The organism is Rhizobium sp. CNPSo 3670, assembly GCF_057784555.1.
In genome coordinates, this window is record NZ_JBXSOL010000015.1 from 54,888 (window position 1) to 77,412 (window position 22,525).

Annotated in this window: 23 protein-coding genes; 12 read left to right on the plus strand and 11 right to left on the minus strand. The window is 63.2% G+C overall.

Features of this window, described 5'->3' with window-relative positions; translation table 11 throughout:
* Positions 1-208: 208 nt before the first annotated feature.
* Entirely contained in the window at positions 209-1,510 is a 1,302-nt protein-coding gene (gene repC / locus AC13QO_RS17260; RefSeq protein ID WP_488541349.1) for a plasmid replication protein RepC, read from the plus strand.
* Here the strand turns inward: repC and AC13QO_RS17265 are convergent.
* Positions 1,503-1,982 (minus strand): ProQ/FINO family protein, encoded by a 480-nt coding sequence (locus AC13QO_RS17265; protein WP_488541350.1) that lies wholly within the window; start codon positions 1,980-1,982, stop codon positions 1,503-1,505. The genes repC and AC13QO_RS17265 overlap by 8 nt on opposite strands.
* Before the next feature lie 243 nt (positions 1,983-2,225).
* Here AC13QO_RS17265 and panC point away from each other — a divergent pair, with 243 nt between their 5' ends.
* Together panC and panB are read left to right on the plus strand one after the other, a co-directional pair.
* A complete protein-coding gene (gene panC / locus AC13QO_RS17270; RefSeq protein ID WP_488541351.1) occupies positions 2,226-3,149 on the plus strand; it encodes a pantoate--beta-alanine ligase in 924 nt (307 codons plus the stop codon).
* Positions 3,146-3,967: a 3-methyl-2-oxobutanoate hydroxymethyltransferase gene (panB, locus tag AC13QO_RS17275; protein ID WP_184459863.1), complete on the plus strand. Its 822-nt coding sequence runs from the start codon at positions 3,146-3,148 to the stop codon at positions 3,965-3,967. The genes panC and panB overlap by 4 nt, the downstream gene beginning before the upstream one ends.
* Positions 3,968-4,012: 45 nt before the next feature.
* On the opposite strand, the gene AC13QO_RS17280 is transcribed toward panB, so the two are convergent.
* On the minus strand, positions 4,013-4,927 hold the full coding sequence (locus tag AC13QO_RS17280) for a hydrogen peroxide-inducible genes activator (protein ID WP_488541352.1): 915 nt from the start codon (positions 4,925-4,927) through the stop codon (positions 4,013-4,015).
* Between the two features lie 144 nt (positions 4,928-5,071).
* On the opposite strand from AC13QO_RS17280, the gene katG reads away from it, so the two are divergent.
* Together katG and AC13QO_RS17290 are read left to right on the plus strand one after the other, a co-directional pair.
* The gene (gene katG, locus AC13QO_RS17285; RefSeq protein ID WP_488541353.1) at positions 5,072-7,258 is read left to right on the plus strand and encodes a catalase/peroxidase HPI; all 2,187 of its coding nucleotides are present in this window, start codon (positions 5,072-5,074) and stop codon (positions 7,256-7,258) included.
* 546 nt (positions 7,259-7,804) lie between these two features.
* Positions 7,805-8,530, plus strand: a complete 726-nt coding sequence (locus AC13QO_RS17290) for an SDR family oxidoreductase (RefSeq protein WP_488541354.1) — start codon at positions 7,805-7,807, stop codon at positions 8,528-8,530.
* Between the two features lie 95 nt (positions 8,531-8,625).
* Here the strand turns inward: AC13QO_RS17290 and AC13QO_RS17295 are convergent, their stop codons facing one another.
* The 5 genes from AC13QO_RS17295 to AC13QO_RS17315 form a co-directional block, all read right to left on the minus strand.
* Positions 8,626-9,036 carry a PIN domain-containing protein gene (locus AC13QO_RS17295; RefSeq protein ID WP_488541355.1) on the minus strand — a complete coding sequence of 137 codons (411 nt, stop codon included), beginning with the start codon at positions 9,034-9,036 and terminating at the stop codon, positions 8,626-8,628.
* Positions 9,033-9,293, minus strand: coding sequence for an antitoxin (locus AC13QO_RS17300; protein ID WP_085781307.1), 261 nt, complete (start codon positions 9,291-9,293; stop codon positions 9,033-9,035). The genes AC13QO_RS17295 and AC13QO_RS17300 overlap by 4 nt, the downstream gene beginning before the upstream one ends.
* A gap of 75 nt (positions 9,294-9,368) precedes the next feature.
* On the minus strand, positions 9,369-9,926 hold the full coding sequence (locus tag AC13QO_RS17305; RefSeq protein WP_488541356.1) for a DUF3299 domain-containing protein: 558 nt from the start codon (positions 9,924-9,926) through the stop codon (positions 9,369-9,371).
* Between the two features lie 271 nt (positions 9,927-10,197).
* The gene (locus tag AC13QO_RS17310; RefSeq protein ID WP_488541357.1) at positions 10,198-10,770 is read right to left on the minus strand and encodes a pyridoxamine 5'-phosphate oxidase family protein; all 573 of its coding nucleotides are present in this window, start codon (positions 10,768-10,770) and stop codon (positions 10,198-10,200) included.
* A 13-nt stretch (positions 10,771-10,783) separates the two neighbouring features.
* Entirely contained in the window at positions 10,784-11,488 is a 705-nt protein-coding gene (locus AC13QO_RS17315; RefSeq protein ID WP_085781310.1) for an SDR family oxidoreductase, read from the minus strand.
* 106 nt (positions 11,489-11,594) lie between these two features.
* On the opposite strand from AC13QO_RS17315, the gene AC13QO_RS17320 reads away from it, so the two are divergent.
* Positions 11,595-12,470, plus strand: coding sequence for a LysR substrate-binding domain-containing protein (locus AC13QO_RS17320; protein WP_488541358.1), 876 nt, complete (start codon positions 11,595-11,597; stop codon positions 12,468-12,470).
* A gap of 71 nt (positions 12,471-12,541) precedes the next feature.
* Here the strand turns inward: AC13QO_RS17320 and AC13QO_RS17325 are convergent, their stop codons facing one another.
* Entirely contained in the window at positions 12,542-13,510 is a 969-nt protein-coding gene (locus AC13QO_RS17325; protein ID WP_488541359.1) for a zinc-dependent alcohol dehydrogenase family protein, read from the minus strand.
* A 53-nt stretch (positions 13,511-13,563) separates the two neighbouring features.
* On the opposite strand from AC13QO_RS17325, the gene AC13QO_RS17330 reads away from it, so the two are divergent.
* Genes AC13QO_RS17330 through AC13QO_RS17340 form a run of 3 tightly spaced genes read left to right on the plus strand, consistent with a single transcriptional unit; the run spans position 13,564 to position 16,678 of the window.
* The gene (locus AC13QO_RS17330; RefSeq protein ID WP_488541360.1) at positions 13,564-13,980 is read left to right on the plus strand and encodes an acyl-CoA thioesterase; all 417 of its coding nucleotides are present in this window, start codon (positions 13,564-13,566) and stop codon (positions 13,978-13,980) included.
* A gap of 3 nt (positions 13,981-13,983) precedes the next feature.
* Complete coding sequence (locus AC13QO_RS17335; protein WP_488541361.1) at positions 13,984-15,501, plus strand: class I adenylate-forming enzyme family protein; 1,518 nt, start codon at positions 13,984-13,986, stop codon at positions 15,499-15,501.
* Entirely contained in the window at positions 15,479-16,678 is a 1,200-nt protein-coding gene (locus AC13QO_RS17340; RefSeq protein ID WP_488541362.1) for a thiolase family protein, read from the plus strand. Before AC13QO_RS17335 ends, AC13QO_RS17340 begins: the two co-directional genes overlap by 23 nt.
* Before the next feature lie 71 nt (positions 16,679-16,749).
* Here the strand turns inward: AC13QO_RS17340 and AC13QO_RS17345 are convergent, their stop codons facing one another.
* Entirely contained in the window at positions 16,750-17,685 is a 936-nt protein-coding gene (locus tag AC13QO_RS17345; RefSeq protein ID WP_488541363.1) for a LysR family transcriptional regulator, read from the minus strand.
* A gap of 110 nt (positions 17,686-17,795) precedes the next feature.
* On the opposite strand from AC13QO_RS17345, the gene AC13QO_RS17350 reads away from it, so the two are divergent.
* The 3 genes from AC13QO_RS17350 to AC13QO_RS17360 all read left to right on the plus strand — a co-directional run bounded on the left by AC13QO_RS17350 (position 17,796) and on the right by AC13QO_RS17360 (position 19,880).
* Positions 17,796-18,257 (plus strand): cupin domain-containing protein, encoded by a 462-nt coding sequence (locus AC13QO_RS17350; RefSeq protein ID WP_085781315.1) that lies wholly within the window; start codon positions 17,796-17,798, stop codon positions 18,255-18,257.
* Positions 18,258-18,653: 396 nt separating this feature from the next.
* Positions 18,654-19,418, plus strand: a complete 765-nt coding sequence (locus AC13QO_RS17355) for an SDR family oxidoreductase (RefSeq protein WP_488541364.1) — start codon at positions 18,654-18,656, stop codon at positions 19,416-19,418.
* 48 nt (positions 19,419-19,466) lie between these two features.
* Entirely contained in the window at positions 19,467-19,880 is a 414-nt protein-coding gene (locus AC13QO_RS17360; RefSeq protein WP_488541365.1) for a cupin domain-containing protein, read from the plus strand.
* A gap of 50 nt (positions 19,881-19,930) precedes the next feature.
* On the opposite strand, the gene AC13QO_RS17365 is transcribed toward AC13QO_RS17360, so the two are convergent.
* The gene (locus tag AC13QO_RS17365; protein WP_488541366.1) at positions 19,931-21,214 is read right to left on the minus strand and encodes a cystathionine gamma-synthase family protein; all 1,284 of its coding nucleotides are present in this window, start codon (positions 21,212-21,214) and stop codon (positions 19,931-19,933) included.
* A 134-nt stretch (positions 21,215-21,348) separates the two neighbouring features.
* Complete coding sequence (locus AC13QO_RS17370; protein WP_285192263.1) at positions 21,349-22,428, minus strand: YihY/virulence factor BrkB family protein; 1,080 nt, start codon at positions 22,426-22,428, stop codon at positions 21,349-21,351.
* Between the last annotated feature and the right edge of the window lie 97 nt (positions 22,429-22,525).

Sequence of the window (22,525 nt, forward strand, 5' to 3'; positions counted from 1 at the left end):
GCAAAAGAAAAAGGCCCCCAAACGAACGAGTCGTGGAAGCCCTTCTCACATCCTTAAGCAAGACAGAGAATCGCATTTTCACGAATCCCAGTCAAGAGTCCTGCAGCGCCTCGGCGTCTTTTCAGACGCGCAAATGACGCTGCCGCACTTTTCCTCCTCGCATCGTTTCGGTGAGCGGATTTCTTTAGCCTGATGAGAGGTGAAGGAAATGGAGAGTGACTATGTGACGACGCCCTTCGGGCGGCGGCCGATGTCGCTTGCCATGCTGCTGAAACAGCGGCGTGGCGAGGCGATCGCGGCCGGAACGACGCGCAACAAATGGAAGCTGTTCCGATCGGTCTGCGAGGCGCGGGCAGGGCTGGATGTCACCGACCGGGCGCTGACGGTGCTTGATGCGCTGCTGACATTTTATCCCGAGGACGAACTCTTCAGCGACAAACCGCTGGTGGTCTTTCCCTCGAACGCGCAGCTTTCGCTCAGAGCCCGCGGCATGGCCGCCGCCACCTTGCGCCGGCATCTTGCCGTGCTCGTCGAAGCCGGCCTCATCTCCCGCAAGGACAGCCCGAACGGCAAGCGTTATGTACGTCGCGGCAGGGAAGGCGGGATCGACGAGGCCTACGGCTTCAGCCTCGCCCCGCTTCTCGCCCGCGCCGGCGAAATCGAGACGATGGCGGCGCGCATCGCAGCCGACCGGCAGATGCTGCGTGGTCTGAAGGAGCGGCTGACGATCTGCCGGCGCGACATCGGCAAGCTGATTTCCGCAGCCGTCGAGGAAGCTGTTCCCGGCGACTGGCAGCCCATCTCTTCGACGTTCCAGGCGATCCTGCAGCGTATTCCGAAGGCTGCAAGTCTGGAAAACCTCCCGCCCATCCTCAAAGAACTCGAGATAACCCGCGAGAAAATCGTCAACCTATTGGAACTGCATGAGAAAATGCAGATGCCGAGCGCCAGTGAATCCCAAATTGAGCGCCACATACAGAATTCTCACCCCGAATCCATAATTGAATTTGAAGCGGGTCTCGAAAGCGGACAGGGGGTGACGGCGGAGAGGCGGGCCGAGCGCAATGATCAGCCGGAGACGAAACCGGACGATGACAGTCCGGAAGCGCAGGCGAGTGGCGGGGAGCGATGGCGCTTCGCCGTCAGGAAGAGGGCAACCGAACTCAAATCCTTCCCGCTCACCATGATTCTCCAGGCCTGCCCCCACATTTCCGATTACGGTCCGGGCGGCGCGATCGGCAGTTGGCGGGATCTGATGACGGCTGTTATCGTGGTGCGCACGATGCTTCACGTCAGCCCATCTGCCTATGAGCAGGCGTGCGCCGTGATGGGACCGGAAAACGCCGCCACTGTCATCGCCTGCATTTTGCAGAGGGGAGGGTGCATACATTCCGCCGGCGGCTATCTTCGGGACCTCACGCGGCGCGCCGAGCGAGGTGAGTTTGCGTTGGGGCCGATGCTGATGGCGCTCCTGCGCGCAAAAGATCCACCTGTCGCCAAGCTCAGCTGACGGCGTTCTTCCTGCCGCGCAGAAGTGCGGCGCGGATCTGTTCGTTCTTGCTCAGCACAGGAGCGGGAACCACCACAGGTGCCGGCTCGGGTTCCTCGGCCTTCGCGGCGCTCTGCTTGAGGCTCAGGAAACGCTTCTGCGCAACCAATCGGTCTTCCTCCGACAGCGGCTCGACCGGTTCGCCGTCGATGTTATGGCGCATGGAATCGGGCTGAGCGCTGGCGAAATAATAGCGCCGGCAATGGACATAGGCCGCGGTCGCGCGCCGAAGCGTCGTCACGCCGGCATCGGGCTTCAGGAGCGGGCGCAGCTCGTTGAACAGGCCGACGGCGAAGGGAAGGACCGGATCTCCGGCCTTTGCCGGAAGCACGCCGACTGGCCGCACCAACAGCGTGTTGATCGCGTTGGCCTTTTCCACGTCGAGCTCGGTCGCCGCAATCGGGCCGCGGCTGATCTTCCAGGGTTTGTCCATGCATTCTCCATAGCGGCCGACTGTGATGGTATCTTGACGGAGAGGGTAGATAGAGGCGCAGGTCGCACATTGCTAGCCCTGCGGCAAGCCGGATGCGAGACAAAGATTCCCGAGCGGATATGGGTCGGTTTATCGGCCCGCCATGCATCTAATCGTTTTTTGTCACGGAAGTGCATTGACCTCCCGCTTCGATTACACTTCTTATCCGCGCCCAAGATGAGTGACCGGCCGCGGGGAGGATGTATGCGGGTTTTCTCGAATATTGAAGAGCTGCGCCACACGCTCGATGCGCTGAAGCGGCAGGGGCGCACCGTCGGCCTCGTTCCGACCATGGGCTATCTCCACGCCGGACATCTCAAGCTCGTCACGCGCGCCCGGGCCGAGAACGACATCGTCGTCGTCTCAATCTTCGTCAATCCGCTGCAATTCGGCCCGGCCGAAGACCTCGGCAAATATCCGCGCGATCTCGAGCGCGATGGCGACATGCTCAAGCAGGCCGGCGTGAATTTCCTCTTCGCGCCCGGCGTCGAGGATATGTATCCCCGCCCGATGAAGACGGTGGTCGACGTTCCCGATCTCGGCCGCGAACTCGAAGGCGCAGTTAGGCCCGGCCATTTTGCCGGCGTCGCCACCGTCGTCACCAAGCTTTTCAACATGGTCCAGCCGCAAACTGCCTATTTCGGGGAGAAGGACTACCAGCAGGTCGTCATCATCAAGCGCATGGTGGAAGATCTCGCCGTGCCGGTGCGGGTGATCTCTGTGCCGACCGTGCGCGACAGCGACGGCCTCGCCTTGTCGTCGCGCAATGTCTATCTCAGCCCCGATGAGCGGCGCGCGGCAGTGATCGTTCCGCAGGCGCTCGACGAGGCCGAGCGGCTCATCGCCGAAGGCATCACCGATGCGCAAGAACTTGAGGCGAAGCTTACCGCCTTCATCGGACGCGAGCCTCTGGCAAAACCCGAAGTCGTCGCCGTCAGGGATGCGGAAACGCTGGCGCCGGTCGCTTCACTCGAAGGCCCCATCGTCGTGGCGCTCTTCGTGAGGATCGGCACGACGCGGCTTCTCGACAACAGAGTTGTCGGCGACAATAGCAGCCCGGCGAGCGGGAACAGAATGATCCGGGACAACCGAATGAGCGGCCAGCCGGGAAAGGGAGTGACGAAATGAGCGCCACCGGATCTCAGAAGCGCCTGACGCCGACGCGAATCGCAGCCATGAAGGGCGGCAAGCCGATCGTCTGCCTCACCGCCTATACGACGCCGATGGCGCGCCTCCTCGACGAGCATTGCGACCTGCTGCTGGTCGGGGATTCGCTCGGCATGGTGCTCTACGGCATGGAGACCACGATCGGCGTGACGCTGGACATGATGATCGCCCATGGCAAGGCCGTGATGCGCGGCGTCGCCAATGCCTGCGTCGTCGTCGACATGCCCTTTGGCAGCTACCAGGAATCGAAGGAGATTGCCTTCCGCAACGCCGTGCGCATCATGCAGGAAACCGGCTGCGACGCCGTCAAGCTCGAAGGCGGCGAGGAGATGGCCGAAACCATCGCCTTCCTGACGAAGCGGGGCATTCCCGTGCTCGGCCACATCGGCCTGATGCCGCAGCTCGTCCACACCGCCGGCGGCTATCGCTCCGTCGGCCATTCCGAACACGAGACCTCGAAGATCCGCCGCGACGCGCATGCGATTGGCGGCTCGGGCGCCTTCGCCGTCGTCGTCGAGGGCACGGTGGAGCCGCTCGCCCGCGAGATGACGACTTCAATCCACATACCGACAATCGGCATCGGCGCCTCTTCCGCCTGCGACGGCCAGATCCTGGTTTCCGACGACATTCTCGGCCTCTTCAATGATTTCAAGCCGCGTTTCGTCAAGCGCTACGACGAGCTCGGCAAGAGGGTCGCGGACGCTGCCGCCTCTTATGCCGAGGAGGTGCGCGCGCGCAAATTTCCGGCAGCCGAGCATACGTTCAAGCGCCGCAGTTGAGGTGAGGGGCGGGGTCTTAGACGCTGAGATGACGGCCAAGGTCCATCACGTGAGCGGATCCTGCGCGCGCATCGTCTCAGCCGAGCGGCGCACCGCCTCGGCGACTTCCTGCAGCTGCTTGGCCATCGGGGTCGAATTGCGCCAGACCATGCCGATCGTCCGCGACGGCTGCGGCGCGGGGAAGCGGGAGATTGAGACTTGGGCCGAGCGCGTTTCGACCGGAACGGCCATCTCCGGAATCAGTGTCACGCCGATGCCGGCGCCGACCATCTGGACGAGGGTGGAGAGCGAGCTCCCTTCCATGATCTCCCGCGGGCGGGCTGGGCCGATCTTGCAGAAGGACAGCGCCTGGTCGCGGAAGCAGTGGCCCTCTTCGAGCAGCAGCAGCCGCATTTCGCGCAGCGCCTCGCGCTCGGGCACCGGCTTGTCTCCATCCTCCTGCCGCCGGACCAGCACGAATTCTTCCCTGAAAAGCTCGAGTTCGGTCAGCGAGGGCTCCGACACCGGCAGCGCGACGATCGCCATGTCAAGCTGGCCCTGTGTCAATTCCTGAACCAGCCTGCCCGTCTGTGTCTCGCGCACCTCGATCTGAATTCCGGCGAAGGTTTCGTTGAGATCGTTTATAATCGCCGGCAGCAGGTAGGGTGCGATCGTCGGGATGATGCCGATGCGCAGACGCATGAGGAAGGATTCATGCGAGGCTCGGGCAAACTCCCCTAATTCGTCGACGGCGCGCAGGATGTCTCGGACGCGCAGCGCGAAGCTCTGGCCGAACGGGGTAAGCTTCACCTCGCGCGCGCTGCGCTCGAAGAGCTCGCCGCCCAATTCCTGCTCGAGTTCTTTGATCTGCATGGAGAGCGCCGGCTGGGAGATGGCGCAGGCGTCGGCGGCACGGCGGAAGCGGCCATCCCGCGCCAGGGCTTCAAAATAGCGTAGCTGTTTCAGGGTAAGATTCTTCATAACCCTAGCTTATCGCGACAATCAGTAAATCCAACTTAAAATTATTGAACGCTTCCGATATGAAGACTCCCAGGGAGAGAGTGGGGCGCCAGCTCGGCTCATCTTTTTGAACCGCGGACCGATCAAGCAATGAAGGAGACGAACATGGACAACCCCACTGACAGCACAGGAAAATGTCCTGTAGCCCATGGCAATACGCCGCGCGGCAGAGCCAACCGCGACTGGTGGCCGAACCAGCTGAACGTGCAGATTCTTCATCACAATTCCGGCCGTGCCGACCCGATGGGCAGGGACTTCGACTATGCCGAGGAGTTCAAGAAGCTCGATCTCGACGCGCTGAAGAAGGATCTTCACGCGCTGATGACGGATTCGCAGGACTGGTGGCCGGCCGACTTCGGTCATTACGGCGGCCTCTTCATCCGCATGGCCTGGCATAGCGCCGGCACCTATCGCATCACCGACGGCCGCGGCGGCGCCGGCCAGGGCCAGCAGCGTTTCGCGCCGCTCAACAGTTGGCCTGACAACGCCAACCTCGACAAAGCCCGCCGCCTGTTGTGGCCGATCAAGCAGAAATACGGCAACCGCATCTCCTGGGCCGACCTCCTGATCCTCACCGGCAACGTTGCGCTTGAATCGATGGGCTTCAAGACCTTCGGCTTCGCCGGCGGCCGCGCCGACGTCTGGGAGCCCGAGGAGCTCTACTGGGGCCCTGAGGGAACCTGGCTCGGCGATGAGCGCTATAGCGGCGAACGCCAGCTGGCAGAGCCGCTCGGCGCCGTGCAGATGGGCCTCATCTACGTCAACCCGGAAGGCCCGAACGGCAATCCCGACCCGGTCGCTGCGGCCCGAGACATCCGTGAAACCTTCGCTCGCATGGCAATGAACGACGAGGAAACCGTGGCATTGATCGCCGGCGGCCACACCTTCGGCAAGACCCATGGCGCAGGCGACCCGTCCTTTATCGGCGCCGAGCCGGAAGGCGGCGCGATCGAAGACCAGGGCCTTGGTTGGAAGAGCACGTTCGGCACCGGCGTCGGCAAGGACGCGATCACCGCCGGCCTCGAGGTCACCTGGTCGCAGACGCCGACCAGGTGGAGCAACTATTTCTTCGAAAACCTCTTTGCCCACGAGTGGGAGCTGACGAAGAGCCCGGCCGGCGCGCATCAGTGGCGGGCCAAGAACGCCGAAGCCACCATTCCGGATGCTTATGAGGCGGGTAAGAAGCATGTTCCGACCATGCTGACCACCGATCTGTCGCTGCGCTTCGACCCGATCTATGAGAAGATCTCGCGCCGGTTCCTGGAAAATCCCGATCAGTTCGCCGACGCTTTCGCCCGCGCCTGGTTCAAGCTGACCCACCGCGACATGGGACCGAAGGTGCGCTACCTCGGCCCTGAAGTTCCGGCTGAAGACCTGATCTGGCAGGACGTGATCCCGGCCGTCGACCATCCGCTCGTCGACGACAAGGACATTGCCGACCTCAAGGCCAAGGTTCTCGCCACGGGCCTTTCCGTGCAGGAACTGGTCTCGACCGCCTGGGCGTCGGCCTCGACCTTCCGCGGTTCCGACAAGCGCGGCGGCGCCAATGGCGCGCGCATCCGTCTTGCCCCGCAGAAGGACTGGGAAGCCAACCAGCCGGCGCAGCTCGCCAAGGTGCTCGCTGTTCTCGAACGCATCCAGAAGGACTTCAACGCAGCCCAGACGGGGGCTAAGAAGATCTCGCTCGCCGATCTGATCGTGCTTGCCGGTGCTGCCGGCGTCGAAAAGGCCGCGGCAGCGGGCGGCAACGCCGTCAGCGTGCCCTTCACGCCGGGCCGCATGGACGCGTCCGAAGCCCAGACCGACGCGCATTCCTTCGCGCCGCTCGAGCCCCGCATCGACGGCTTCCGCAACTATGTGAACGACAAGCGCCATCAGTTCATGAAGCCGGAAGAAGCGCTCGTCGACCGCGCCCAGCTCTTGACGCTGACCGGGCCTGAGATGACCGTCCTCGTCGGCGGCCTGCGCGTGCTGAAGGCAGGCAATCGCGAGCACGGCGTCTTCACCTCGCGCCCCGAGACACTGACGAACGACTTCTTCGTCAACCTGCTCGACATGGCCACGCAGTGGGTTCCGGCCGCCGGCAAGGACGGCGTCTATGAAGGCCGCGACCGCAAGACGGGTGCGCCTAAGTGGACCGGTACCCGCGTCGACCTGATCTTCGGCTCGCACTCGCAGCTGCGCGCCTTCGCCGAAGTCTACGGCCAGGCCGACGCCAAGCAGAAGTTCGTCAAGGACTTCGTCGCCGCCTGGAACAAGGTCATGAACGCCGACCGCTTCGACCTCGTCTGATAAAGGCAGCCATTTCGGCCCGGGCGCGGTTTCGACCGCGCCCGGTTTTTTTTTGTAAATGTCCTGGGGCGGCTACAACCGACCAAGCTTCCGATCCTCGCCGCACGTGATGGTTCGTGGGGCGCGGGCACCACCTATCCTTCCCTCATTCCTTTGACCTCAGGCTTCGCCCGAGGGATGTCACAGGGATCCAGCGCGCCCAAGTCCTTGGGCTAGGAAACTCCGTTGTTTTCAAAATAGTCATTCAGCGCGCGGACGCGCGGTGGCTGGATTCCTGTGACAGGCACAGGAATGAGGAGTGTGGGGTTAGCCTCCGGCCACTTTTCCGCAGCCGTTTCATTTTTACTCGGCGTCGTCTTCGGCCTTGTGCCGAGGATCTGCTGCCTATCGACCGGAAGCAAGTGCTCGGGACAAGCCCGAGCTTGACGGAAGAGAGTTCAGAGGCACCACCGCCCAATCGCCCAGATCATCCCCGCCACGCCCCGAACTTCTGGCCATGACCGACCCCGCATGCGATAGATGATCGACACATTTGGAGGAGTGGACATGAAGGGTTTGCAAGGTAAAGTCGCGGCCATTACTGGAGCTGCCTCGGGTATTGGATTGGCGACGACCGAGGCGATCATCGCGGCGGGTGGCACGGTCGTGATGATCGATCGGGACGAGGCGGCGCTGAGTGCGGCCTGCGGCAGGCTCGGCGAGAGGGCGATCGCGCTGCCGCTCGACCTTCTGAAACCCGAGGATTGCGCCGGCCTGCTGGACGGCATTCTCTCGAAGGCCGGCCAGCTCGACATCTTCCATGCCAATGCCGGCACCTATATCGGCGGGGATCTGGCGGATGCCGACCTCGATGCGATCGACCGCATGCTCAATCTGAACGTCAACGTGGTCATCAAGAACGTCCGGACGGTCATGCCGCACATGATCGAGATTGGGACGGGAGACATCATCGTCACCAGTTCGGTCGCGGGCCATGCCCCGGTCCCGTGGGAGCCGGTCTATTCGCCTTCGAAATGGGCGATGCATTGCTTCGTCCAGACCATGCGGCGGCAGCTCCTCAAGAACGGCATCCGCGTCGGGTCCGTCTCGCCCGGACCTGTCAGCAGCGCTCTGCTGAAAGACTGGCCTGCGGAAAACCTGCGCAAGGCAAAAGAGGCGGGCGCGCTGATCGAACCCCGCGACGTCGCCGAAGCCGTGCTCTTCATGCTGACCCGGCCGCGCAATGTGACGATCCGCGACGTGGTGATCCTGCCGAGCGCCCTCGACATCTGATATGAGTGAAGGCAGGGTGGATTCCTCTCCGTATAAGCCGGCTGCGTGAAGAGGCGGATAGTGCGTGCCGAAACGCCGGCTGAAGCTCTCCGGAGCTACCGCCCGGTCGTCCAATTCTCGACGCGCAGGCCATCCACGCGCCGGAACTCCCCGACGTTGTTCGTAATAAGAACAAGATCCCGCGTCTTCGCCTGCGCGGCTAACAGCACATCATAAGGACCGATCGGTGTTCCCTTTGCCGCCAACGCCGCGCGGATCTCTCCAGCGGCCAGCGCATCCTCGCGCTCGAAACCGACGGTCGGGAAATCCGCCATGAACAGGCGCAGGGTTTCGAGATTGTAGGAAATTTTCGCGCTCTTGTAGGCGCCGTAATAGAGCTCGTGCATGACGATGCTCGACAGCCCGATCGATCCCTCGTCGCTGTCCATGACGTGGGCGAGCAGCATGTCGGACTTCCCGCCGATCAGAGCGATCACCGCATTGGTATCGATGAGATGAGTGATCACTTGAACAAGTCCTGAAGGCCAGTTCTCTCCTGATCTTCCGGCTGCTCACGTCCCTCCGCCATGAAATCGTCGCTGAGGCCGCGCTCCAGGGCGCTGCGCAACGAGGCCCAGCGGCCGCCGTGATCGGTCCGCGGCCGCAGAATGATCGCATCGCCTTCCCGTGTCACTTCCACCTGATCGACGTCGAAGCGAAACTCCTTCGGCAGCCGGACGGCCTGCGAATTGCCGGATTGAAAGACGCGCGCATATTGCGGCATAGAGAACGCTCCACGGATCGTATATATAGTTATGTATATACGCGGCTGGCAGCACTCATGCAAGAAGCCGTTCCGCTAGCGAGGCAGAATGCCGAAAGGCGAGAGCGTCAGCAGATCGGGATCATCGGTCGCCGTCGCTTTCGCCACCTGGGCATGGCTCATGCTGTAGCCGTAGGCAAGGACGCGGACGCCGTCGATCATGAAGAACTGCGCCTGGTCCAAGCCGGGCCGCAGGCTGCCCGTTACGGTGACGGGCTCGTACATTCTTTCGAGGTGCAGAGGCTCCTGCGGAACGACGCGGACCAGCTGATTGGGCGGAGGGGAAGGCATGTGGCTGCAGGCTCCGGCCCACGGGACCAGCATGAATTCGTAGACGAGATCACCATCCTGGTCGACCGGCAGCACGAAGCCCGTCAATGCGACGGGCTGGCCTTCGTCATGCCAGGCAAACGTTTCGCCCTGCGGGCCGCTGACCGTCTTGCCCGACAGCGGCATTGTCGCCTTGGCCTGTTCGGCCGGCCTCAAAGCGCTCCAGAAGATGGGCTGGGCTGCGGCAAAGGCATCGGAAACCGGCGGTGCGGAAGCAAATGCCAGCACCCCGAACATCAGGCGAAACAGTCTGTGCTTCATCATCGCGTCTCCCGTGGCCGGCCGTTTCGGCGACCTGCCGCTGCCGCGGATGCTACTCCTGATTTCGCTCGGCCGTCCATCCGCTTTCCCTCGGCGCAAAGGATTTCCTGACCAAGCCCTTCGAGGCGATCCAGGCGGTGCTGCGCATCTTCAACCTGCTCGAAACTCGCATCCTGACGCTGGAACTCACGGGGGCTGGCGACGCCGAAATCGGACCGCCCCCAGGGACGATTGATCGCCTCCGCTCAACGTCCGAAAGCGCGCCGATTTCAGGTCAGGGATTGACCCAGCGGCAATAAGAGAGGGCGCCGGCTTCGTCATAACAGAACAGCGCGCGTCGATTGTCCTGCTGCCGCAGTTGGAACCAGTCCAGCGTCCAGGCCCGGAAGATCAAGACGCCAAAGCGCGTCTTTCCCTCGGCCTCATCCGCAGGCTCTGCCGCGTCGATCGTTTCGAAGGCGCGCTCGTCCCCGGGCGGGCCGCCCGCATAGGTCATCCGCGTCCGCGCGGGCAGCCTCCCCCACGCGGCATTAGCACCTGCGCTTCCCGCCCCATGAAGCTCGACCGCCCCTTGAAGCCGAAGCTGCAGCCGGCTCTCGGCGCTAAAGCCGAGGATCGTGACGCGGGGATTGACTGAAAGTTCCAGCCATTTGGAGCTGCGCGTATCCGTATGAAATTCGAGACACCGCGCCAACCTATCGGCCGCACGCAGCACGACCATGCGCGCCTGCGGCTTCGCCTCGGTATCGACGGAGCAGAGGCTCACATAGCGGAAACCCGACTGCGGACCCGCCGCAGCCATTTCGAGCTCCGCCCATGCCGAGGCATCGATGTCAGTGAGATCCACCGGCAGGCCTCGCTCAGACGGAACGGGCGATGCCGCCGTCGACGCGGATGTTCTGGCCGGTGATGTAGCCCGCACCTTCCGACAGGAGGAAGGCGATGGTGGCGGCGATTTCATCGCTCGTGCCGTAGCGGCCCATCGGAACGCTGTCCCGCCGCTCGTCGGTCGCGGGCAGGCTGTCGATCCAGCCGGGCAGGACGTTGTTCATGCGGATGTTCTTGGCCGCATAGGTGTCGGCGAAAATTTTGGTGAAGCTTGCCAGTCCCGCGCGGGCGACCGCAGAGGTCGGGAACATCGGCGAAGGCTCGAAGGCCCATGCCGTCGAAATGTTAACGATCGCACCGCCGCCCTGGGCTTCCATGATCGGCGTCACCAGGCGGGTCGGCCGCACGGCGCTGAGGAAATAGACCTCCATGCCCTTGTGCCAGTCCTCGTCTGAAATTTCGAGGATCGGCGCACGCGGGCCGTGACCGGCGGAATTGACCAGCGCGTCGATCCGCCCCCATCGCTCCATCGCCAGATCGACGAGCCGCTTCAGGTCGTCGTTCGACTGGTTCGAGCCGGTGACGCCGACGCCGCCGAGCTCATTTGCCAGCGCCTCTCCCTTGCCGGAGGAAGAGAGAACAGCGACGCGATAGCCGTCCGCGGCGAGCCTCCTGGCGGCCGCCGCCCCCATGCCGGACCCGCCGGCGGTGATGAGAGCGACTTTTCCTTCAGACATTGAAACCTCCGATAACTGATTTTGCGCAGCATTATGGCAGATGCTGATGGGACTTTCGCGCGAGAAAGAAAGCTGCCAGACTGTAGAAAATCTACTGGATATGCCGATGAACCAATCCCGCCGCACGCTGCCGTCCCTCAATGCCCTGCGCGCCTTTGAGGTTTCCGGCCGCAGGCTGAATTTCCGCGCCGCCGCCGAAGAACTGGGCGTCACGCAGGGCGCGGTCGCGCAGCAGGTTCGCGCGCTGGAGGATCAGCTCGGCCTCAGGCTGTTCCAACGCCTTGCCCGCGGCCTTGCGCTCACTGCCTATGGCACTGCCTATCTGGCGGACGTGACCCGCGCCTTCGATACGCTTGCCGAAGCGACCGCGCGGCTTCTCGACCGGCCGGAAATGGTAACGATCACCGCCACCCCCACGGTCGCCACCAGGCTGTTGATCCCGCGGCTCGCCGAGCTCTACGCGGCCCTTCCCGACATCGATCTGAGGACGGTCGCCACCGAGGCGCTCGCCGATTTCGACCGCGGCCAAGTAGACATCGCGGTGCGCCTCACCCGCCCGCCTTTTCCGGCAAACCTGCAGGCGCAACTGCTGTTTCGCCAGGAACTTGTGGCGGTCGCAAGCCCGCATCTGGTCAAGGGCCTGACCTTGCCCTTAAGCGGCGAACAGCTTCGCAAGCTGCCGCTTCTGCACGACTCGCACGATCACTGGCCGTTATTCCTGCGCACGCGCGAGAAGCTGCCCGGCGCGGCCTTCAACCATACGACCCTGGCGCTCGACGCCGCACTCGCCGGCCAGGGCGTCGTGCTCGCCTGCCGGGCTTTCGTCACGGCCGATCTCGAAGCAGGGCGGCTGGTGCGGGTGACGGATGCGACGGCGACCATCGGAGCCGATTACTTCCTCGTGCGCAAACGCTCCTCATCGCCGCGAAAGGCCGTGGACGCGGTCTGGGACTGGTGTGCGGCGCAGCTGTCGCTTACCTGACGCGTGCCGCATGAAAACATCGACGGACAGTAATGCGGGTCGCAACCTCTCTCCACTCACCCAGGCGCCCCTCACGCCAGCAGCACCTTGCCACCCGTCCGGAAAGGCAGGGCAGAGCGGAGCGCATTGCCGATCTTTTCCAGCGGAAAGACCTCCCGCACCTCGGTAGCGATGACCTTGCCCTCGATCTGCGTAGCAACTTCGGAATAGGCGCGCTGGACCTCGACCATCGCCTCGGAGTGAACCCATTCCCTAAGGTGACAATAGCAAAAGGCGATGTCGGGATGGGACGACCAGAATGACGGCGGGATGCTCTCACCCGAAAGCAGACCATAATGCAGGAAGTAACCGCCAGGCTTCAGCGCATCGGCAAGTACCGAGGCGCGCGCGCCGCCGACGCAGTCGAGCACTGCATCGAGCCCGGACCTGCCGGCGAGGCCGGCGGCGAGATCGCCATCCGCCCTTTCGACGATAACCGCCTCCAGCCGGCCACGGAGGCGCGCGAGGGATTCTTCGCCGCGGACGATTGCGATCGGCTCGACGCCAACGGCGTTCGCCATGCCGATCAGGATCGATCCGATCGAGGAGGCGGCGGCATTGATGGCGATGCGCATGCCGGGCCTCAGCCCGATCTTCTTATGCAGCATCAGCCAGGCCGTCATCGGATTGACGTAGCTGGTCGCGGCTTCGAAATCGGAAAGCGCGTCGGGTACGCGAAGGCACCAGCTCGGATCGGTATCCTTGAATTCCTGCCATCCGCCGGCGCTGCGCACCGGCAGCACGCGCGTTCCCGGCACAAGTCCGTGCACCTCCTCGCCGCACGCCTCGACCACGCCGAAGGCTTCGAAGCCGGGGATGAAGGGCAGGGTCGTGCGGCCGGCATAGGCGCCTGAGATGGTAATGATATCGGAGGGATTGATCGAGCGCGCCAGCAGGCGGACGCGCACCTGGTCGCGCGAGAGCGGCGCCAGCTCGGCCCGTTCGATCCCGACGACCTCCTCGGCCGGCCCGAATTTTCGCACGACCGCCTGATATTGCATTTGCATCCCCCACACAGTCGGTTAGAACACGCCTTCGAAATTTCGGTGATCGAATGAGCGTTGACGACAGGCCTTTAGCATCGTTCCGGGTCTCGATGCGAGACATCGACATCTATGGTCATGTCCACAACTCGGTTTACCTCGATTATTGCGAGGATGCGGTCGTCGAGTTCCTGCGCCACCGCGAGATCCTCAGCCACTTCCGCCACACCACCTCGGGCGTTGCCTATCACGTCAAGAAGGCGGAGATCACCTTTCACAGCCCGATTGACGTCGACGACACCGTCCAGGCGAAGGTCAGGGTCGAGAAGATCGGGCGGTCGAGCCTTTCCTTTACGATCGAGCTCTATCGCCAGCGCGACGGCGCCCATTGCGCCTCGGGCGGCCTCGTCTGGGTCTGCGTCGGCCTCTCCGACAGCCGCCCGACGCCGATCCCCGAGGCGACCAGAGCCGCCTTGTCGCAGGGCTGACCCATGCCGATCCACGCGGAGCTTCTTCGACACGCCACGGAGAGACCGGATAAACCGGCGGTCGTGATCGGCAGCCGCTCCTTGAGTTATGGCGAACTCTATAGCCGCGCCGGCGCGATCTACCGGTTCATCCAGGCGCTTCCGCGCTCGAACCACCGTTCAATCGATCTGCCCGGCGTCGAGAAGCTCGTGGCGGTCAGCCTCGGCAATCACATCGGCTTTGCAGAGTATTTTATCGCCGCCACCGCGCTGGCGAATGCCTGCGCGGTCATCGATCCGATGATGCCGGAGGCAACGATCGAGCGCATCGTCGAGCGCCTGGCGCCTGACGCGCTTGTCGTCGATGATGCTGCCAGCCCGAGCGCCGAAATCGGTCGCAGGCTCGGCATCCCTGTCATCGTCGCCGGAGCGGAACCCTTCGACCTCACGGCGATGGGGGACGATATGCCCGTCGATGCCGAGGGGATCTTCCTGATCGGTTTTACCTCGGGCACGACAGCCGAACCGAAGGCCTATTATCGCTCGCGCGAGCAATGGCGCCGGAGCCTCGACCGGGGACGCCTCGTGTTCGAACTCCAGGACGCGCCCTCGACCCTGTGCCCGGGAGCGCTGGCGCATGGGCTCGCGCTTTACGCACTCGTCGAAGCGCTCGATGCCGGAGCAACCTTCCACTCGATCGGGAAATGGGATGCCGGCGCGGTCGCGCGCATTCTCTCCTCAGAAAAGATAGAGCGGCTGGTTGCCGTGCCCACCCATATAGCGGGCATCGCCCGGGCATGGAGCGAGCCGATGGAATCCTTACGCGAGGTGCTGACCGCCGGCGCCAAGCTGAACCTCAACGAAGTCCAATCAATGCGCCGACTTTTTCCGAAGGCGCGCATCCGGGAATATTACGGCGCCTCCGAAATCGGTTTCATGACCGTTTCGACGCTCGTTGGCGGCGCGACCGATTTTCCGATCGACCGGGTCGGGCGAGCCTATCCCGGCGTCGAAATCTCCATTCGCGACCCGGAAGAAAACGATGTCGGCACCGATGTGCCGGGCACCATCTTCGTCAACAGCGACCTGATTGCCGACGGCTATCTCTGGGGCGACGACGGCCAGGCATTCCGGGTCACCCCGGCGGGCGCGACTGTCGGCGATCTCGGCGAGATCGATGCAAACGGCATGCTGCGGGTGATCGGCCGGGCGGGCGGCATGATGATATCGGGCGGCAACAACGTCTATCCCGCCGAGGTCGAGAGCGCGCTCAAAACCTGCCGCGGCGTCGAAGATGCCGTCGTCTTCGGGCGGCCGGATCCCTATTACGGCCAAAGCATCGTTGCCGTCGTCTCGGGGGAGGCGATGGATGCGAAAATGCTTGCCGAGCATTGCGCAGGCAGGCTTGCAAGGTTCAAGATCCCCAGGCAATTCTACCATATCGGCGCCTGGCCGATGACGAGCAGCGGCAAGATCGCGCGCGGGCAGGTAGAGGCATCGGTGATTTCGGGAGACGGTCTTGTCCTACGCCTATCAGCCTGACGAGGATTGGCAGCCGGTCGTGGTCGCCGCCTACCGCACGCCGATCGGCCGGGCCTTCGGCTCGCTGTCGACGGTTGCAGCCGAAGACCTGCTTACCCCCATCATCCGCCGGATCGTCGCAGAAACAGGCGTTGCGCCTGATGCCATCGACGACGTGCTGGTCGGCAATGCCGCCGGCGGCGGCGGCAATATCGGCCGGCTGGCCGCCCTCCATGCCGGCCTGCCCATGGCCGTTCCCGGTGTTGCGATCGACCGGCAATGCGGTTCCGGCCTCGAAGCGATCATCATGGCCGCCCGGCTGATCCAGGCGAAGGCCGGTTCGTGTTTCCTTGCCGGTGGCGTCGAAAGCGTCAGCACTGCGCCGTGGCGCGTGGAACGACCGAAGACGAATGGCGCAGTGCCGCGCTTTTACGGGCGGGCGCGGTTTTCACCTGAGGCGATCGGCGATCCCGAGATGGGCATCGCCGCCGAAAATGTTGCGCGCAAATTTGAGATCTCGCGCCGGCTTCAGGATGAGTTCGCCCTACGCAGTCACCGGCTCGCCGTCGCAGCAGCCGAAGCAGGCCGCTTCCGGCCGGAGATCGTCGAGATCGCCACCGCCGGCGGCCCCGTAACGCGAGACGAATGTCCGCGCCCGACGACCTCGCTCGAGGCGCTCGCAAAGCTGAAACCCGTTTTCCTGGCGGATGGCTCGGTGACGGCAGGCAATGCTTGCCCTGTGAACGACGGCGCCTGCCTGGTGCTCGTCATGAGCCGCGGCATGGCGAAGAGCCTCGGCATCGAAAAAGGCATCGCCTTCATCGACAGCGCCGCCGCCGGCGTCGACCCCAACCTGCTCGGCATCGGCCCGGTCGCCTCGACGGACAAGCTTCTGCAGCGCCAGCCTCACCTGTCCCTTTCCGCAATCGACGCCATCGAATTCAACGAGGCTTTCGCGGCCCAGGTTCTGGCGTCGCTCGATCAGCTGGATCTATCAGCCGACACGGTCAACAAAGAGGGCGGCGCCATCGCTCTTGGCCATCCCTTCGGCGCATCCGGCGCGATCCTGGTCACCCGGCTCTACGGCCAGCTGATCCGCAGGGACGGCTGGGCACCAGGCACAACCGGCCTCGCCATGATCGGCATCGGCGGCGGCATCGGGCTCACGGCGCTTTTCGAGGCTGTCCGCCTCTTCTGAGAAGACCGCCATCAGGCACTTGCGCTGCCGGTTTCAATCCTCTTGTGATCTGGCTCGATCGATATTCGAAATCAAGGCGGCTCCGGTGCGGCGAGGGCGCCCGCAATCTGATCCCGAAGCCAGACACTCCCCGGATCGCGATCGAAACGACGAAGCCAATACATGGTCACGTCCATTTTCGGCGAATCCATTGGGGGCATGAACACGTCGAGCATCAGCCGGCCGGTCAACATGCGCGCGAAATGAACCGGAATGCTCCCCAGCATTTCGCTCGCTTCAACAGCAAGAGCGACCGCGTGGAAATGCGGCACCGTGACCATGACACGCCTGGCGAGACCCAGGCGTGCAAGGGCGGGATCGATCGTCCCCGTCCTGCTGCCATCGGCCGAGCGCAGGACGTGGGGAACAGCGCAGAAGACGTCCGCCGGTATGGCGTCTCCTGGACAAATGCCATGGCTGGCAAGGAGCGGATGTCCTTGCTTGGCGATGCATACCAGCCATGATTGAAAAAGCTTACGGCTTACAATCCATTCAGGCGGTTCGAGCGACCGATCGATAACGATATCAGCCCGGCCGTCACGCAGCATCTCGAAGACTTCCGATGATGCATGATCGATCATCTGCAGGATGATAGAGGGCGCCGCTTTGGCCAGGCGCGCAGCGAGAGGCGGCATCAACAGCGAGGAGAAGTAGTCCGATCCGACCAGCATGAAGGATCGGCTCGAGGTAGCGGGGTCGAAGGCAGCGTTCGTCGCCAATGCCTCTTCCATGCCGGCCAGGGCTTGCCTTATCGGTTCACGCAGCTCGAGCGCCCGGGCGGTCGGCATCATCTGATTGCCTTCCCGGACGAACAATTCGTCGTCCAGGAGCGTGCGCAGTCTCCCCAACGCCGAACTCACGGCCGGCTGCGACAAGCCGACACGCTCGCCGGCTCGCACGGTCGAGAGCTCCGCCATCATGGCGTCGAATACACGCAACAGATTGAGATCGAGGGCTGAGAAATTCACGAACTCAATATCCCCTATATGATCATTCAATTTCCGTGCAGCCGCTTCCAGCAATAAATTTGGACAGCAGTATAAGACTCTATTCCATTCAACCTTGGAAGGAAATTGCCATGAATGTCGTTGGGGGCATCGGGCGGACCGTAAGCTGGATGGACACTTCCTACACCATACACGTGGGGCGATTTGAGAGCGGCGGAATTGTCGGAGTTTTTGAAGGCACCGTGCCTGCCGGCGGCGGGCCGCCCGTCCACATTCATCACAACGAGGACGAAGTGATCCATGTGATCGAAGGCGACTATGAGTTCTGGCTGAACGGCGCGATCGTCCCGGTCGCCGCGGGGAGATCGATCTTCCTGCCGCGTGGCGTGCCGCACACATTTCGAGTGGCAAGCGCTTCTCCCGGACGCAACCTCACCATTCTGACGCCGGGTGGCATGGAAGAATTCTTCATCGAGGCAGCTGCGCACGCTCCTCGTCTGCCGGAGCATATGGATCGGTTGCTCCAGCTTGCGGAACGTTATGGGATCGAATTTCGCGGGCCGCCGGATTGGGACGCCGCCCGGGCGTCCTAACAACGTCACCCTGCATCAACGATTGCAAAGTGCGCGGATCGCGTCTCCCACCCCGCAACCCAACGCTTGGACGCCTCCGTCTCCGTGGCGAAGCCGGCAGGCCTGCGCGATCGTGATGATATTCTCAGCTTCGGTCATCTCCACCAACGGCACGTCCGGCCGATGCCGGATGACACCAGCCTTCTCTTCTCCGACGCCACACCTCGACCGCAGGTGAGCCGCGCTACAGCCTTGGCATAGGACGACCGCGACAGAGAGAGAATGGTTCGAACTCCCGATCCGGCGCATTCTCTTGGCGGTCGGCTGTGCTCGGCCGGCCGGAAAATCCGCGAGGCGTTTGCGGCCGCACCTTACAATCAACAGAGGACATTCCTCGAAAGCACTAGGGAGATTACCATGAAGATCGTTGTTATCGGCGGGACCGGCCTCATCGGATCGAAGACCGTGGAAAGGTTGCGCAAGACGGGACACGACGTTTTGGCGGCCTCGCCGAATTCGGGCGTCGACACGATCACCGGCAAGGGCGTCGTCGAAGCGCTTGCCGGGGCGCAGGTGGTACTCGACCTCGCCAACTCGCCTTCATTCGAAGACCAGGCCGTGCTCGAATTCTTCCAGACCTCCGGCCGCAACCTGCTCAAGGCGGGGGCTGCAGCCGGCGTGAAGCACCACATCGCTCTGTCGATCGTCGGCATGGAGCGGCTGCAGGGCAGCGGGTATATGCGGGCCAAGATGGTGCAGGAACAGCTGATCAAGGACTCCGGCATTCCCTATACCATCGTGCACTCCACCCAGTTTCATGAATTTATGGCAGGCATCGCCCAGTCGAACACGGTCGGCCAGGCGGTGCATCTGTCGCCGGCCTATCTTCAGCCGATCGCCTCGGACGACGTCGCCGACGTCATGGCGGACGTGGCGCTCTCTGCACCCGTCAACGGCATGATCGAAATCGGCGGCCCCGAGAAGATTCGGCTGACCGATATCGTCATGCGCCTCTTCAAGGCGACGAACGATCCGCGCCAGGTGATGACGGATCCGCACGCCCGCTATTTTGGCGTCGAACTCGACGACACGTCGCTGGTGGCTGGTCCTAATGCGCGGCTCGGCAAGATCCGTTTCGACGACTGGCTAAGCCAGCAGCCGCCCCAGAAGAAGAGCGCCTGATAGCAAACCGGCGCTTATCGCCATTCCCATCGACTGAGGAGACCAGACATGCTCAGGAAAATAATCTCGGCGGCGGCCTTTGCGCTTGTCCTTGCCGCCGGCACTCAGGCTGACGCCGCTGGCGGCAAAGCCAAGGTGACCGTCGTCTTTGACCAGAAGCTGCCCAATGTTCCCGGCAAGAGCATGAAGGCCGTGCTGGTGGAATATGAGCCGGGCGGTCAGTCGCCCGGCCACACCCACCCGAAATCCGCCTTCATCTACGCCACCGTTCTCGAAGGGGCGATCACCAGCAAGGTGAATGACGGGCCGGAGAAGACCTACAAGGCCGGCGAGAGCTTTCCCGAATTTCCCGGCGATCATCACGCCGTCAGCAAGAATGCCAGCAAGACAAAACCGGCGCGCCTGCTTGCGGTGTTCGTGCTCAATACCGACGAGACGGACCTGACGACAGACGACAAGTAACCTCAACCTCGATGCCCGGCGCTGCCGGGCATCGATTCCGTGCGCCGCGTTCAAACAGCCTGCAGCGCCAGCTCCAGATCGGCGATCAGATCATCCGGATGCTCGATGCCGATCGACAGCCGGATTGTCGATTCCAAGACGCCAATGCGCTCCCTGACCTCGGCCGGCACGCCGGAATGCGTCATGGCGGCGGGGTGGCTTGCGAGCGATTCCGTGCCACCGAGGCTGACGGCGAGCTTAAAGACCTGCAGCGCGTTCAGGAATTTGAAGGAGGCCGGCTGGCCACCGCGGATATCGAAGGAGAAGGTCGAGCCGGCGCCGGTGCATTGCGCGGCGAAGGTGCGGCCCGACGGCGAATCCGGATCGTGGTAGGGGAGATAATGAACCGTCTCGACCTTCGGATGATCCCGCAGAAAATCGGCCACCGCTCGCGCATTGCTGTTCGCCCGCTCCATGCGTAGCTGCAGCGTTTCGAGCGACCGGCCGAGCATCCAGCAGGAATGCGGATCGAGCTGCGTACCGATCGCGCCGCGCAGCGCCTTGACCTGTTTGATGACAGCCTTGCGCCCGAGGACTGCGCCGGCGATCAGATCGGAATGGCCTCCGACATATTTGGTCAGCGAATAGAGCGAGATATCGGCGCCATGCTCGATCGGCCGCTGGAAGACCGGCCCGAGCAGGGTATTGTCGCAGACGACGACCGGTACATGCCCCTGCGTTGCGCCGATTGCATCGGCCACGCGCCGGATCATCGCAACGTCCACCAAGCTGTTGGTCGGGTTGGCGGGCGTCTCGATCAGGATCACGGACACGCGACCCTTGCCGGCTGCCTCATCCGCCGCCTTCTGCACCGATGCCTCGCTGACGCCATCGGCAAAGCCGACCGCCGCGACGCCGAAATTGAGGAAGGTTTTCGCCAGTAAGGTTTCCGTGCCGCCATAGAGCGGCTGCGAATGCAGGATCGCATCCCCCGGCCGGACGAAGGCGAATAGAGTGGTGGCGATCGCCGCCATGCCGGAAGAGAAGAGCGCACCGCTTTCCGTCCGCTCGTAAACGGCGAGCCTGTCTTCGACGATCTCGCTGTTCGGATGATTGAAGCGCGAATAGACGAGGCCGGCGCCCTTGCCGGCCGGCGGCTCGCGACGGCCGGAGACATAATCGAAGAAATCGCGGCCATCCTCGGCGGAATTGAAGACGAAGGTGGAGGTCAGAAACACCGGCGGCTTGACCGCCCCTTCCGAAAGTTCGGGATCGTAGCCGTAGTTCAGCATCTGCGTTTCGGGATGCAGGGCATGATTGCCGATATGGGTTTTGGAAGGATGCGGGGCGGTCATGATCGTCTCCTCTGTCGAACCTGCCGAAGGACAAGATACATCAAATCGGGGAGCAGTCATCGAGACTGCTCGATTAAGAGTGGCGATGATGCAGTCCGAAAACCACTCACAGTTTTCGCCATCAGCTCGGACGCTCAGCGCACCGTCTCACCCAGCGTATCGGCGACATAGGCGCCTCGCGCGCCCATCGGCAGCGGGTGGCCCGTCGTCGTGTCCCGCGCCGTCTGATGCTCCAGCTCGGCATTGAGCTCCGCGCCGACGATGAGAATGACGACGGAAAGCCAGATCCAGATCAGAAACCCGATCAGCGCACCAAGCGTGCCGTAGGTCGCGTTGTAATTGGCGAAATGCTCGAGATAGAAGGAGAAGCCGAGCGACATGGCGGCCCAGGCGAGCGCGGTCAGAACAGCGCCCCACGTCATCCACCGGATCCTGGCGGGCTCACGGCTCGGGCCGAAACGGTAGACCAACGTAACGGCTGCCGCTACCACGAGCAGAAGCAGCGGCCATCTCAGGAGCAGCGCCATCTGCTCCTTGAACTGATCGAGCCAGAGATAGGAGAGCACGACAGGCATCACGCCGACGAGCGCCACCATGAGGACCGCAAAGATGATCGCGCATAGTGTGAAGCAGAGGCCGATCAGATTAAGCCGCAAAAAGCTCCGCTTCTCCCTCTCCTCATAGGCGACGTTCATCGCATCGAAAATCGCCAGCGTGCCACTATGGGTGCTCCAGAGCGCGATCGCCAGACCGACGAAAAAGGTAATGCCAAGCGTGCTCTCGCGATTTTCGACGAGCGCCTTGATCTGATCGGCAAGAAGATCGAAGGCGCCGGGCGGCAGGAGAACGGCCATCTCGCGCAGATGTTCGGAGATGGTGACGGGATCGGCAGCCAGTCCATAGAGCGAGACCAGGGCCGCAAGCGCCGGAAATATCGCCAGCAGAAGATAAAAGGTCACGCCCGCGGCGATCAGCGTAACTCGGTCATCCCACACTTCGTGGAAGACGCGCCAGAACACATCGCGTAGGCCGCTCATCGGAATGGCCTCGGGTGTCGCCGCGCTGCGCCCGTGATCGTCACCGGACCAGGCGACTGCCGCCGGCGGCGCCAGCGAGCTGCGCTGCCTTGCCTGCATAAACACGATCGCCCCGACAGCGGCGGCGACCATCGCCGTGGCGAGGGGATATCTCTTGAGGTGGAGCGCATCAGCCATTACCCTATCCTCCGAATTGCTTCGTGGATAACGCCGGGTGCGGCTAAAGGATGCAAGCCGTTGCTTTCCTCCGGGGATTTCGAGTGAGGGGAGGGCG